A 13,567-nucleotide genomic window follows, 5' to 3' on the forward strand; every position below is an offset into this window, starting at 1 on the left:
CCTACCCGAGATAGGCCCGCGAGAGATCCTGCGCGATCGCGGCCAGTGTGGTGCGCAGCCCGGCCAGCCGCTCGGCCGGCCAGTCCCCGGGGTCCGAGGCGGCAAGGTCGGTTTCCATCCGCAGCAGCGCGCGCCCCAGCGGCTGCAGGCGGCCATTGATCCGGGCGTCGGGCAGGCGGGCGGCATGGTCGCGCATCGCCTCGACCTGGAACAGGATCGAACGGGGGTTGTTCCCGTCCAGCGCCAGCAGGTCGACCACGGTGTCGGTGCTGCTGTCCACGCGGTAGCGACGGCGATGCGTCATCACGCTGTCGCCCAGCTCGATCAGCAGATCCAGGCTGCCTTCGGGGGCGTCCTTTTCGGTGAAGCACCCCAGCAGCATCGCCATGTGGTCGGCCCGCTCCAGCGCCCGGCCCAGCGACAGGAAGCGCCAGCCGGAAAAGCGGTACATGTTCTCGTGCACCAGGCCGGAAAAGCCGGTGATCTTGTGCAGCAGCACGCCCATGGCCCGGGCGCTGTCGTCGCCCGGATAGCTTTCCCCGTTGATCGCGCGGGCGGTGCGGGCGAGGTCGCGCAGCGCCGCCCAGGCGTCGACCGAGAACCGGTCGCGCACCTTGCCGGCGCAGATTTCCGCCGCGTCCAGCTGCGACAGCAGGGCGCCGGGGACGCGGTGTTCCGGCTCGATCCCCAGCCCGTCGAGGTAGTCGGCCAGCCCCGCCAGCTGCGGCGCCTCGGGGGTGCCGGTTTCGGCCAGCCGGGTGTGCCAGGCCCTGAGCAGGCGGATCGTGCCCTCGCAGCGTTCGACGTAGCGGCCCAGCCAGACCAGATTGTCCGCCGCGCGCGAGGGCAGGACGGATTGCGTGTCCCGCAGCCGGCCGCGTTCCAGCTGCATCAGGCTGTCCTGCGGGGTGGGCGTGTCGTTGACGATCCAGACGTCTGCCACCGATCCGCCGCGCTGCATGGCCAGCGCGGTCGCATCGCCGCTGCTGCCGATCCGGGCATAGCCGCCGGGCATGATCTTCCAGCCCTCGGGCGTGCGGGCGGCAAAGACCCGGACAGTCATCGGGCGCGGCACCAGCCGCCCCTCTTCCCAGGCCGGGGTGGTGGACAGGCTGACCGCCTCCTGCCCCACCAGGTCGGGGCCCTTGGCGGCGATCCAGTCGGCCAGCGGCAGGTGATGCCCCCCGGCGGCGGTGCTCTGGAACTTGCCGCCAAGCGCGGTGTCGGCCTCGACCGAGAAGGGCAGCGAGGTGGACAGGGCAGAGCCGATCATCATGCGTTCGGCATGGGCGGCGACATGGGCGCGTTCGGCGTCCTGCCCGCACCACCAGGTGGCGATATTCGGCAGCTTGAGCGGCGCGCCGTTCAGCGCCCGGTTGATGCGCGGCAGGAAGGCCATCAGCGCCCGGGTTTCCAGCACGCCCGCGCCCAGGGCGTTGACCATGGTCAGCGAGCCTTCGCGCAGCGCCGAGATCAGGCCGGGCGTGCCGATCTTGGAATGGCCGTTCAGCTCCATCGGGTCGGCGAAAGAGGCATCGAGCCGCCGCCAGAGCACCGACACCGGCTTGAGCCCCGCCACGGTGCGGACCATGACCTGCCCGTTCTGCACGGTCAGATCCTCGCCCTCCAGCAGCATCAGGCCCAGGTAGCGGGCGATGTAGGTATGTTCGAAATAGGTGTCGGTCGACGGCCCCGGCGTCAGGATCGCGGGGCGGGCGTTGTGCGGGGCGCGGCCGGACTCGGTGGCCTCTTCGCGCAGCCCCTCCAGCGCGTCGCGGAAGGCGCGGAAGAAGCCCGCCAGCCGGGTGACGTTGGAACGGGCAAAGCTGTCGGGGAAGACCCGTGTGGTCGCCATGCGGTTTTCCAGCGCAAAGCCCGCGCCCGAGGGCGCCTGCGTCCGGTCGCCCAGAACGAACCACGACCCGTCGGGCGAGCGCCCGATCTCGAAGGCGAGGAAGTGCAGGAAATGCCCGCCCGCCGGCCGGATGCCGACCATCGGGCGCAGCCATTCCGGGCTCTGCCCGATCAGCGAGGCAGGCAGCGATCCGTTGTCGACCAGCTGGCGCGGGCCGTAGAGGTCGGCGACCACCTGTTCCAGCAGCTCGGCCCGCTGGGTCAGGCCATCCGCGATCTCGGCCCATTCCGAGGCATGCAGGATCACCGGGATATGGCTGAGCGGCCAGTCGCGTTCCGCCTTGGCGTTTTCCGAATAGTGGCGGAAATAGACCCCGGCATCGCGCAGGTAGAGATCACCCCGGGCAAACAGCGCGGGGATCTCGCGCGCCGGCATTTCGGCCAGCTGCAGGATGAAGCGCGTCCAGACCGGGCGCATCTGGCCGTTGCGGTCCAGCAGTTCGTCGGCCACGCCCGGGGGCACGGCATAGTCGCGCAGCAGTTGGGCGATGCGGCCCGTGTCCTGGTTCACCGCCTGCTCCCTCATCCCGCGCGCCCGCAGACCATCCGGGCCCGGCAGGCCGCACGGTTCCCGCAGGCCATCCGGTCCCGGCGGCGCAGGGCAGCGGCCAGGCAGCCCGGACGGCGGGCAGGGGACCCGGCAGCCCGGGCGGCCAAGTTGTCAGACCCCCGGCGCGCGCCTGAGGTCGAGGGTCGTCGGAAATTCCGGGTGCCCCTCGTCCGGCGCGGGTTGATAGGGGGCCGGCGTGTGGCCCATCGGCTGGAACCGGGCCAGGCGGCGGGCCTCGGCCTCGTTCCCGTTGACCGGGAAGGTGTCGTAGTTGCGCCCGCCCGGGTGGGCGACGTGATAGGTGCAGCCGCCAAGCGCGCGGCCGGTCCAGGTGTCGTAGATGTCGAAATGCAGCGGCGCGTTGACCGGCAGCACCGGGTGCAGCGCCTCGGCCGGCTGCCAGGCCTTGAAGCGCACGCCGCCGACATAGGTTCCCGCCTCGCCGGTTTCGACCAGGGGCACCTTGCGCTGGTTGCAGTGCACCGCGTAGCGGCCCGGATGGGCGGTGATCAGCTTGGCCTGCAGCCGCTCGACCGAACTGTCGGTATAGCGCACCGTGCCGCCGATGGCCCCGGTTTCGCCCAGCACGTGCCAGGGTTCCAGCGCCTGGCGCAGTTCCAGGGTGACACCCTCGTAGGTGACTTCGCCGCAGAAGGGGAAGCGGAATTCGGACTGGGCGACGAACCATTCGGGTTCCACGTCGAACCCGTGGTCGGCCAGGTCGCGCAGGATGTCCTTGAAGTCTTCCCAGACGAAATGGGGCAGCATGTAGCGGTCATGCAGCACGGTGCCCCAGCGGACCGGCTTGCCCTTGATCGGGGCGTGCCACAGCCGGGCGATGATGGCGCGGATCAGCACCTGCTGGGCCAGCGACATCTTGGCATCCGGCGGCATCTCGAAGCCGCGGAATTCGATCAGTCCCAGCCGGCCGGTGGGGCCATCGGGCGAAAACAGCTTGTCGATGCAGATCTCGGCCCGATGGGTGTTGCCGGTCACGTCGGTCAGCATGTTGCGGAACAGCCGGTCGACCAGCCAGGGCGGGGGCTGCTGCCCCTCGCCGGGATCGGGCACCTGCGCCAGCGCCATTTCCAGCTCGTAGAGCGTGTCGTGCCGGGCCTCGTCGATCCGCGGGGCCTGGCTGGTCGGGCCGATGAACAGGCCCGAGAAGAAATACGACAGCGACGGGTGTCGCAGCCAGTAGAGCACCAGCGAGCGCAGCAGGTCCGGCCGCCGCAGGAAGGGGGAATCGTTGGGTGTCGCGCCGCCGACAACCACGTGGTTGCCGCCGCCGGTGCCGGTGTGGCGGCCGTCGATCATGAACTTGTCCGCGCCCAGGCGGCAGGCGCGCGCCTCTTCATAGATCGCCTGGGTGGTGGCGACGCAGTCTTCCCAGTTGTGGGCGGGGTGGATGTTCACCTCGATCACGCCCGGATCGGGGGCGACGCGGATCACGTTCATCCGGGGATCGTGCGGCGGGGCGTAGCCCTCGATATGCACCGGCAGGCCCAGCTTCTTGGCCGCGCGTTCGGCGGCGGCGATCAGGTCCAGGTAATCCTCGATGCTTTCGACCGGGGGCATGAAGACGCAGAGCCGCCCGTCACGCGGTTCCACCGACAGCGCGGTGCGCACCGAGCCGCCCATCTCGGTGATCTCCTGTTCGATCACATCCTGAACCGACGACTGCTCCTTGGGTGCCGACACCGGCTGCGCCCGCTCGGGCGTGGAGTCGGGCATCTCGGCCTCGGCGTGGTAATCGGGCAGGTCGCCGCGTTCGACCGTGGGATCGACGATATAGGTGTAGGGATATTGCGACGGCGGCACATAGGGTAGGGTGCCCAGCGGAAGGCGGTAGCCGACCGGGCTGTCGCCGGGGACCAGGTAGATATGCCCGCGCCGCAGCTTCCACTTCTCGGACCGCCAGCGGCGGCCCGTGGCGCGCGACTGCCAGGCCTGGATCGGCAGGATGTAGCCCGAAGGCGTGGTCAGCCCGCGTTCAAAGACCCGCGCGATGCGGTGGCGCTCCTCGGGGTCCTTCAGCTTGGAATTCTCGGGCGTCACATTCTCGGGCAGGTTGCCTTCCTTGATGATCCACTCGGCCGGATCCTCGAAGGCGGGATAGACGTAGTCGCCGCCGACCTGCAGATCCTCGGCGATGGCCGACAGCAGGGCCTTGGCATCATCCGGTCCGGCGCCGGTCTGCGCATCCTCGGTCGCCACGAGCGATTCATCGGACCAGATCGGCTTGCCGTCGCCCCGCCAGTAGAGCGAGAAGGTCCAGCGCGGCAGCGTCTCGCCCGGATACCACTTGCCCTGGCCGTAATGCAGGAACCCGCCGGGGGCGAAGCGGTCGCGCAGGCGGCGGATCAGCTGATCGGCCAGCCCGCGTTTCTGCGGACCCACGGCGGCGGTGTTCCACTCGGCGCTTTCGAAATCGTCGATGGTGACAAAGGTCGGCTCGCCCCCCATCGTCAGGCGCACGTCGCCGGCGGCCAGGCTTTCGTCGACCTTGCGGCCAAGCGCGTTCAGCCGGTCCCAGGCCTCGTCGCTGAAGGGTTTGGTGATCCGGGGGTGTTCGCTGACCCGCGTGACCTTCATGTCAAAGGCAAAATCGACCTCGGCATAGGAGGCCATGCCCGAGATCGGCGCGGCGGTGCGGTAATGCGGCGTGGCGGCCAGCGGGATATGGCTTTCCCCCGCAAGCAGGCCCGAGGTCGGATCCATGCCGATCCAGCCCGCGCCGGGCAGGAAGACCTCGACCCAGGCATGCAGGTCGGTGAAATCGACATCCGTGCCCGAAGGGCCGTCGAGCGATTTCAGGTCCGGTTTCAGCTGGATCAGGTAGCCCGAGACGAAGCGCGCGGCAAAGCCGAGGTTGCGCAGGCATTGCACCAGCAGCCACGAGCTGTCGCGGCACGACCCCGAGACGCGCTGCAGCGTTTCCTCGGGCGTCTGCACGCCCGGCTCCATCCGGATGGTGTAATCGACGTGGTTCGCGACAAAGGCGTTCAGCGTCACCAGGAAATCCACCGTGCGCTTGTGATCGCGCGGGATGGTTTTCATGAACCGTTCCAGCAGCGGGCCCATCGGTTCCGGCGTCATGTAGATCGACAGGTCGGTGCCCAGGTCGGCGGGGTACTGGAACGGCCATTCCTCGGCCGTGTCCTCGACGAAGAAGTCGAAGGGGTTGTAGACCGACATGTCGGCGACCAGGTCGACCTCGATCTTGAACTCGCGCACCGGTTCGGGAAAGACGAAGCGCGCCAGCCAGTTGCCGTAAGGGTCCTGCTGATGGTTCACGAAATGCCCGCCGGGGCTGACCTTGAGCGAATGGGAAATCACCCGCGTGCGCGAATGCGGTGCCGGCCGCAACCGGATGACCTGGGGCGACAGGGTCACCGGACGGTCATATTTGTAATGGGTCAGGTGATAGATCGCGGCGTTGATCGACATGGTATTCCTTTGGGCATCCCGGTCCCAGGCGGACGAACCCCTGCATGACACGGTGCGGATGATGCGGCAAGCAAGGGCTTGACGGTCATTGCCATTCCATACCCCGCCAGAGGATCAAAAAACAGGCTTTCCTGCGGCGCTGCGGCATGACTTTGTCGCGCCGGGGCCGCGCGGACAAGGCTCTGGTCGCGCGCAAAAAGCGGGCTAGGGTAAAGAGATAGGTGCAAGCGGCCCGCACGATTCGGTCAGGGGTTGTGTGAGTGCAGGAATTGCGCAAGATCATGGCAGAAGGGCCTTGCCGCGAGCAATACGCCAGATCGCGGGCAGGTCGCCCTCGCCAACCGGCCAATGACCTGCAAGGATCGAGGCAATGGCCCTGAGAGGGATGCAAGGGGTGGTATGACCAACGGAAAGTTCTTTGACGAGATGAGCGAGGCAGGCGGCGCGCCGCGTGCCCCATATGCCCGGTACGCGGACTGGTTCTCGGGAGAGGACCCGAAATCGCTGCTGAAGAAATCGGCCGAGGCCGAGACCTTCTTTCGCCGAATAGGCATCACTTTCAACGTCTACGGACAATCCGAAGCCGACGAGCGGCTGATCCCCTTCGACATCGTGCCCCGCATCATCGCCGCCAGCGAATGGCGCCAGCTGGAACGCGGGATCGAACAGCGGGTGAGGGCGATCAACGCCTTTCTCGCGGATATCTACAACAAGCAGGAAATCCTGAAATCCGGGCGCCTGCCGGCGCATATCATCAGCGGAAACGAGGCCTATCTGCCGCAGATGGTCGGCGTCTCGCCGCCGGGCGGGGTCTATACCCATATCGTCGGCACCGACCTGGTGCGCACTGGCGAAAACCAGTTCTACGTGCTGGAAGACAATGCCCGCACGCCCTCCGGTGTCAGCTATATGCTGGAAAACCGCGAGACCATGCTGCAGATGTTCCCCGAGCTGTTCACCCAGATGCGGGTCAAGCCGGTGTCGTCCTATCCGGCCGAGCTGCGCCGCTCGCTCAGCGAAAGCGCCCCGCCGGGATGCACCTCGGCCAAGCCGACGCTGGCGGTGCTGACCCCGGGGATCCACAACTCCGCCTATTTTGAACACAGCTTCCTGGCCGATCAGATGGGGGCCGAGCTGGTGGAGGCCAGCGATCTGCGCATCGTCGACGGCAAGGTCGCGATGCGCACGATTCGGGGCTACAAGCCGATCGACGTGATCTATCGCCGGGTCGACGACGCCTTCCTCGACCCGCTGAACTTCAACCCGGAATCCCTGCTGGGCGTGCCGGGGATCATGGATGTCTACCGGGCGGGCAACATCACCATCGCCAACGCCCCGGGCACCGGGATCGCCGACGACAAGGCGCTGTATTCCTACATGCCCGATATCGTCGAGTTCTACACCGGCGAGAAAGCCATCCTGCAGAACGTGCCGACCTGGCGCTGCTCGGAAGAGGACAGCCTGAAATACGTGCTGGACCACCTCGCCGAACTGGTGGTGAAGGAGGTCCACGGCTCGGGCGGTTACGGCATGCTGGTCGGGCCCGCCGCCTCCAAGAAGGAGCTGGCCGAATTCGAGGCCAAGCTGCGGGCGCGGCCCGGGAACTACATCGCCCAGCCCACGCTGGCGCTGTCGACGGTGCCGATCATGACGCAGAAGGGGCTGGCCCCGCGCCATGTCGACCTGCGCCCCTTCGTGCTGGTGTCGCCCAAGAAGATACATATCACGGCAGGCGGCCTGACCCGCGTGGCGCTGAAGGAGGGATCGCTGGTCGTGAACTCCTCGCAGGGCGGCGGGACGAAAGACACCTGGGTTCTGGGGGATTGATGCCGATGCTTGGACGTACCGCTGGCGGCCTCTTCTGGATGTTCCGCTATCTCGAACGCAGCGAGAATACCGCGCGCATGCTCGACACCGGGTTCCGGATCGCGCTGACCGGCTCGCAGCAGGCCGAATCCGAATGGGAAAGCATCGTCACCACATCCGGGGCGCGCGATCTCTACCTGCAGAAATACGACAGTTTCGACCAGGCGCATGTGATCAACTTCCTGCTGCGCGACAAGGACAACCCCTCGTCGATCCTGTCCTCGATCGAGGCGGCGCGCTCGAATGCGCGCATGGTGCGCACGGCGCTGTCCTCCGAGGTCTGGGAGGCCACCAACGAGACCTGGATGCTGCTCAAGCAGACCCTGGCCCGGCAGGTGTCGGTCAAGAACCTGGCCGAGGTGCTGACCTCGGTCCGGCAGCAGTCGAGCCTGGTGCGCGGTGCCCTGCACGGCACCATGCTGCGCAACGAGATCTTCGATTTCGCCCGGATCGGCACTTTCGTCGAGCGGGCGGACAACACCGCGCGAATCCTCGACGTGAAATACTACGTGCTGCTGCCCTCGGCCGCCTTCGTCGGCTCGTCGATGGACAATGCCCAGTGGGAGACGATCCTGCGCTCGGTCTCGGCCTTCCGGTCGTTCCGCTGGCTGAACGAATCCGACAGCTCGCCCAAGGCCATCGCGGCCTTCCTGATCCTGGACAAGCGGATGCCGCGCTCGCTCGCCTTCTGCTATGCCAAGCTGGCGGGCAACCTGGCCTATCTGTCGCAAAAGCACGCGGGCACGCTGCCCAGCCTGGAGATCGCGCAGCAGACCTATGCCAAGCTGAACGACAGGGAAATCGACTCGATCTTCGACGAGGGGTTGCACGAGTTCCTGGAAAGCAGCATCAGTGATACCGCCCGGCTGGCCAGCCAGATTCAGGAAGACTTCCGCTTCTACGGGTGAACGGGGAGCGTTGCGATGCGGCTGAAGATTTCTCACAAGACCACCTACACCTACGACAAGCCGGTGTATTACGCGCTGCAGCAGATCCGGCTGACACCGCGCACGGCCGACGGTCAGAAGGTGCTGAACTGGACCTCGACCTTCACCGGGGGCGAGCGACAGGTCAGCTTTGAGGACCAGTTCCGCAACCCGGTGGACCTGGTGCTGATGGCCGGGACCGAAAAGCTGGAGATCGTGTCGGAAGGCGAAGTCGAGGTCGAGGACCGCAACGGCGTCGTCGGCATGGGCAAGGGGCTGATGCCGCTGTGGGTCTTCATGCCCAAGACGGCGGCCACCTCTCCCGGTCCGCAGCTGCGCAAGCTGGTGAAACCGTTCGAGAAACAGGTGGCCGAGGATCAGCTGGCCACGATGCACCGCCTGTCCGAGGCGATTGGCGAAGCGGTGGAATACACCGTCGGGGCCACCACCTCGGCCACCACGGCGGAAGAGGCCGTTGTCGCGGGCAAGGGGGTCTGCCAGGACCATGCCCATGTGATGATCACCGCCGCCCGCCTGCTGGGCCGCCCGGCGCGCTATGTCTCGGGCTATCTGCTGATGGAGGGCGTGACCGAACAGGACGCCACCCACGCCTGGTGCGAGATCTTCATCGAGCGGCTTGGCTGGGTCGGCTTCGACGTGTCGAACGCCGTCTGCCCCGATGACCGCTACGTGCGTGTCGCCGTGGGCCGCGACTATGCCGATGCGGCACCAGTGCACGGGCTGCGGCAGGGCGATGCGCAAGAAGAGCTTTGCGTTTCCCTGCAGGTTCAGCAATAGACTCCGCCGGTCGAGTCGAAAGGTTCAGAGGCGGAACGTGACCTATTGTGTGGGTATCCAGTTGGATCGCGGGATCGTGTTCATGTCGGACACGAGAACGAATTCGGGCGTCGACAACATCTCGACCTTCCGGAAGATGCACAGCTTCGAGGTGCCGGGCGACCGTTCCATCACCCTGATGACCGCCGGCAATCTGGCGACCACCCAGGCGCTGATTTCGCTGCTGCAGGAGCGGTCGAAACATCCCTCGGACCGCTCGCCCGACATCCTGCAATGCGAAAGCATGTTCCAGGTTGCCCGGCTGGTCGGCGGCACCCTGAAAGAGGTGATTTCCAACCACGCCGACGAAGGCCAGCGCGCCGACGCGACCTTCAACGCGACGATCATCCTGGGCGGGCAGGTCAAGGGCGGCGCCCCGCGCCTGTTCATGATCTACCCCGAGGGGAATTTCATCGAGGCCGGCGAAGACACGCCCTTCTTCCAGATCGGCGAGACGAAATACGGCCGCCCGATCATCATCCGCGCCTACGAGCGGCAGATGAGCTTTGAAGAGGCGATGAAGCTGCTGCTGGTGTCCTTCGATTCGACGATCAAGGCGAACCTCTCGGTCGCCCTGCCGCTGGACTGGCACATCTACGAGGCCGACAGCCTGGCGAACGGCCGCATGGGCCGCGTCGACCGCGACGATCCCTATTTCGAGACGATCTCGAACGGCTGGGGCGTGGCCCTGCGCGAGGCCTTCGGCAACCTGCCGCCCTTCGTCCTGCCCGCCTGAGTCGCGGCTGCGCGGCGGGCGTTGCCTCGCCGGGCGGCGCGCCGTCCTTCGGTCATTGCGGCAGGCCGGGGCAGGGGGCGACACCGGGCCTGCGCATACCCTTCCGCAGGTTTCGCCCGCTCCCTTCGGCTGAGGCGGACGCCGACATCACGCAACGTCACTTTGCGCACCCGCTCCTGCACCCCCGCCCCGGCGGATGCCGTCCTCCCTGCTCCCGGGCAGGTTGGCGGGGCAAAGGCACACCTGCGCCCACAGCGCTGTCCGCGTCGATATCGCGGCCTCTCCCGCGCCGCGCGGGGGCCGGGCAGGGGGTGGCGGTGCCATCGGGCCCGCCCGTCCGTCCGTCGTGCAAATGCTTGCAATCGTCATGGGTTTCACGGCACGCTCCCCGAGTGCCGGGCAGGGGCGGCGCGAAAGATCACCAAGCGAGGTACCTATGAGCGCTGAGACGACTCCCCCATTCTTTGACGGTCACAACGATCTGGTCCTGAAGATCCTGACCGGCAAGGCCACCGTCGAAAATGTGGTGCAGGGCTATGACAGCGGCCATATCGACCTGCCGCGCGCCACGGCGGGCGGGTTCGCCGGCGGCTTCTTCGCGATCTACGTGCCCAGCCCCACGGACAGGGCCTTCCGGATGGAGGAGATGTCCAAACCCTCCTACGACCTGCCGCTGCCGCCGCCCGTGCCCCATGCAGAGGCCGCCCCCTTCGCCGAACGCGGGTTCCAGGTGCTGGCCGAGCTGGAGCAGGCCGGAGCCATCGACATCTGCCGCACCGTGGCCGAGCTGGAGACCGCCATCGCCGGGCCCCGCATGGCCGCCATCACCCATATCGAGGGGGCCGAGGCCATCGGCCCCGACTGCGCCGAGCTGGAGGGCATGTATGCCCGTGGCCTGCGCTCCATCGGACCGGTCTGGTCACGGCCCACGGTCTTTGCCGAGGGCGTGCCGTTCCGCTTCCCCTCGACCGGCGATATCGGCGGCGGGCTGACCGAGGCGGGCAAGCTGCTGGTCAGGGAATGCAACCGGCTGGGCATCATGATCGACCTCAGCCACCTCAACGAGAAGGGCATGGACGATATCGCCGCCCTGTCCGACGCGCCCCTGGTCGCGACCCATTCCAACGCCCATGCAGTGACCCCCCATGCCCGCAACCTGACCGACCGGCAGCTGCGCCAGATCGCCGACAGCGATGGAATGGTGGGCATCAACCTCGCCTCGGCCTTCCTGCGGCCGGATGGCCGGATGGCCAGCGATTTCGGTCTTGACGTCCTTCTGCGTCACCTTGACCATCTGGTCGAAATTTGTGGCGAGGACCGCGTGGGCCTCGGTTCGGATTTCGACGGGGCCCTGGTGCCGCAGGATATCGGCGATTGCGCCGGTCTGCCCAATCTGCGGGCAGCGATGATTGAACACGGGGTGGGCCCCGAATTGATGACGAAACTGACCCACGGGAACTGGTTGCGCGTCCTGCGCAAGACGTGGGTTGAATGATGCGGGCCGGATGACATCGTCACCGACCCGCCGCCGGCAACGACCGACAACCAACTGGGAGTAAGACCATGAAACACATGCGAAGCCTGATCGGGGTGGCACTGACCGCGACCCTGCTTGGAACCACGGCCCTGCCCGTGCTGGCCGAGACCCCGCCGAACATGCTGGTGATCGCGAACCGGATCGACGACATCAAGACGCTGGACCCGGCCGAAAGCTTCGAGTTCGCGGGCGCCGACGTGTCCCGCAACGTCTACGAAAAGCTGGTGAACTTCGACCCGCTGGACCTGGATGCCGGCTATGGCCCGCAGCTGGCCGAAAGCTGGGAAATCTCCGAGGACGGCAAGACCATCACCTTCACCATGGCCGAGGGGCATGTGTTCTCTTCCGGGAACCCGGTGACGGCCAAGGATGCCGAATTCTCGCTGCGCCGCGCGGTGCTGCTGGACAAGACGCCCTCGTTCATCCTGACGCAGTTCGGCTTTAGCGCCGACAACGTCGAGGATACCATCGTCGCGACCGACGACAGGACGCTCAAGATCACGCTGGACAAGCAATACGCCCAGTCCTTCGTGCTGAACTGCCTGACCGCCACCATCGGCGGCATCGTCGACAGCGCCACGGTGATGGCGAACGAGGTCGACGGCGACATGGGCAATGCCTGGCTGCGCGACAACTCCGCCGGCTCCGGCCCCTACAAGGTCGTCGAGTGGAAGCCCAACGAAAGCGTCCTGCTGGATCTGAACCCGAACTTTGGCGGCGAAAAGCCGGCGATGGAACGGGTGATCGTGCAGCACATCCAGGAAAGCGCGACGCAGCGCCTGATGCTGGAACGCGGCGATATCGACGTGGCGCGCAACCTCTCGCCCGAGGACGTGGCCGGTGTGATGGAATCCGACGGTCTGAAGATCGTGGACGAACTGCGCGGCCGTCTGATGTACTGGTCCGCGAACCAGAAGAACGAAGCGCTGGCCGATCCCAAGGTGCTGGAAGCGCTGAAATTCGCCACCGATTACCAGGGCATGGCCGACAGCTTCCTCAAGGGCCAGTACACGGTGCACGAGGCCTTCCTGCCGCTGACCTTCCTTGGCGCGCTGAAGGACAAGCCCTACGACTACGACATGGACAAGGCCAAGGCCGCGCTGGCGGCATCGGGCTTCCCCGACGGGTTCGACCTGAAGATTTCGGTCCGCGACGCGCAGGAGCGGATCGACATCGGCCAGTCGCTGCAGAACACCTGGGACCAGCTGGGCATCGGGGTCGAACTGGTCGTGGGCACCGGGGCACAGACGCTGGACCGCTATCGCGCGCGTGAGCATGACATCTACCTCGGCGCCTGGGGCCCGGACTATCCCGATCCCAACACCAACGCGGGCACCTTTGCCTACAACCCCGACAATTCGGACGAGGCCGGCGCCACCGGCCTGCTGGCCTGGCGCAACGCCTGGGCCCTGCCCGTGATGAGCGAGGAAACCCTTGCCGCTGTGGTCGAGAACGACACCGATGTGCGCAAGGAGATGTATCTGGAGCTGCAGAAAGAGCATCAGATGGTCTCGCCCTTCGGCATCATGTTCCAGCAGATCGAACAGAACGGGATGACGGACAGTGTCGAGAACTTCGTCGCGGGCGGCGCGACGACGGCAGTGTCCTACTGGGTCATCACGAAGTAAGTGGCCTTGCTCCTGGATCATGCGGACGGGCGGCATCTGCCGCCCGCCCGGTTCGGATTTATCTGGGGTCGGGCTGTGGCCCGCCTGCCCGCCGCGCAGCCCGCCCGGCGCGGGGCAGGGCGG

Annotated in this window: 8 protein-coding genes; 6 read left to right on the forward strand and 2 right to left on the reverse strand. The window is 66.7% G+C overall.

The window, feature by feature from the left end:
• Nucleotide 1 precedes the first annotated feature (1 nt).
• The gene (locus GLS40_RS11030) at nucleotides 2–2,440 is read right to left on the reverse strand and encodes a circularly permuted type 2 ATP-grasp protein (protein WP_160382775.1); all 2,439 of its coding nucleotides are present in this window, start codon (nucleotides 2,438–2,440) and stop codon (nucleotides 2–4) included.
• 135 nt (nucleotides 2,441–2,575) lie between these two features.
• A complete protein-coding gene (locus GLS40_RS11035; protein WP_160382776.1) occupies nucleotides 2,576–5,914 on the reverse strand; it encodes a transglutaminase family protein in 3,339 nt (1,112 codons plus the stop codon).
• A 399-nt stretch (nucleotides 5,915–6,313) separates the two neighbouring features.
• On the opposite strand from GLS40_RS11035, the gene GLS40_RS11040 reads away from it, so the two are divergent.
• The 6 genes from GLS40_RS11040 (at nucleotide 6,314) to GLS40_RS11065 (ending at nucleotide 13,444) form a co-directional block, all read left to right on the forward strand.
• Complete coding sequence (locus tag GLS40_RS11040) at nucleotides 6,314–7,741, forward strand: circularly permuted type 2 ATP-grasp protein (RefSeq protein ID WP_160382777.1); 1,428 nt, start codon at nucleotides 6,314–6,316, stop codon at nucleotides 7,739–7,741.
• A 5-nt stretch (nucleotides 7,742–7,746) separates the two neighbouring features.
• Nucleotides 7,747–8,688, forward strand: coding sequence for an alpha-E domain-containing protein (locus GLS40_RS11045; RefSeq protein WP_160382778.1), 942 nt, complete (start codon nucleotides 7,747–7,749; stop codon nucleotides 8,686–8,688).
• Between the two features lie 15 nt (nucleotides 8,689–8,703).
• Nucleotides 8,704–9,504 carry a transglutaminase family protein gene (locus tag GLS40_RS11050; protein ID WP_160382779.1) on the forward strand — a complete coding sequence of 267 codons (801 nt, stop codon included), beginning with the start codon at nucleotides 8,704–8,706 and terminating at the stop codon, nucleotides 9,502–9,504.
• A 37-nt stretch (nucleotides 9,505–9,541) separates the two neighbouring features.
• The gene (locus tag GLS40_RS11055) at nucleotides 9,542–10,279 is read left to right on the forward strand and encodes a proteasome-type protease (protein ID WP_160382780.1); all 738 of its coding nucleotides are present in this window, start codon (nucleotides 9,542–9,544) and stop codon (nucleotides 10,277–10,279) included.
• Nucleotides 10,280–10,715: 436 nt separating this feature from the next.
• Nucleotides 10,716–11,774, forward strand: a complete 1,059-nt coding sequence (locus GLS40_RS11060; RefSeq protein WP_160382781.1) for a dipeptidase — start codon at nucleotides 10,716–10,718, stop codon at nucleotides 11,772–11,774.
• 68 nt (nucleotides 11,775–11,842) lie between these two features.
• On the forward strand, nucleotides 11,843–13,444 hold the full coding sequence (locus GLS40_RS11065) for an ABC transporter substrate-binding protein (RefSeq protein WP_160382782.1): 1,602 nt from the start codon (nucleotides 11,843–11,845) through the stop codon (nucleotides 13,442–13,444).
• Nucleotides 13,445–13,567: the final 123 nt, after the last annotated feature.

Source organism: Pseudooceanicola pacificus, from assembly GCF_009789075.1.
In the GTDB taxonomy this organism is placed as follows: domain Bacteria; phylum Pseudomonadota; class Alphaproteobacteria; order Rhodobacterales; family Rhodobacteraceae; genus Pseudooceanicola; species Pseudooceanicola pacificus.

What these genes read in the sequence shown, in the direction of transcription:
- GLS40_RS11030 (WP_160382775.1), bottom strand. Translation starts at nt 2,440, where the DNA reads ATGAGGGAGCAGGCGGTGAACCAGGACACGGGCCGCATCGCCCAACTG.
- GLS40_RS11035 (WP_160382776.1), bottom strand. Translation starts at nt 5,914, where the DNA reads ATGTCGATCAACGCCGCGATCTATCACCTGACCCATTACAAATATGAC.
- GLS40_RS11040 (WP_160382777.1), top strand. Translation starts at nt 6,314, where the DNA reads ATGACCAACGGAAAGTTCTTTGACGAGATGAGCGAGGCAGGCGGCGCG.
- GLS40_RS11045 (WP_160382778.1), top strand. Translation starts at nt 7,747, where the DNA reads ATGCTTGGACGTACCGCTGGCGGCCTCTTCTGGATGTTCCGCTATCTC.
- GLS40_RS11050 (WP_160382779.1), top strand. Translation starts at nt 8,704, where the DNA reads ATGCGGCTGAAGATTTCTCACAAGACCACCTACACCTACGACAAGCCG.
- GLS40_RS11060 (WP_160382781.1), top strand. Translation starts at nt 10,716, where the DNA reads ATGAGCGCTGAGACGACTCCCCCATTCTTTGACGGTCACAACGATCTG.
- GLS40_RS11065 (WP_160382782.1), top strand. Translation starts at nt 11,843, where the DNA reads ATGAAACACATGCGAAGCCTGATCGGGGTGGCACTGACCGCGACCCTG.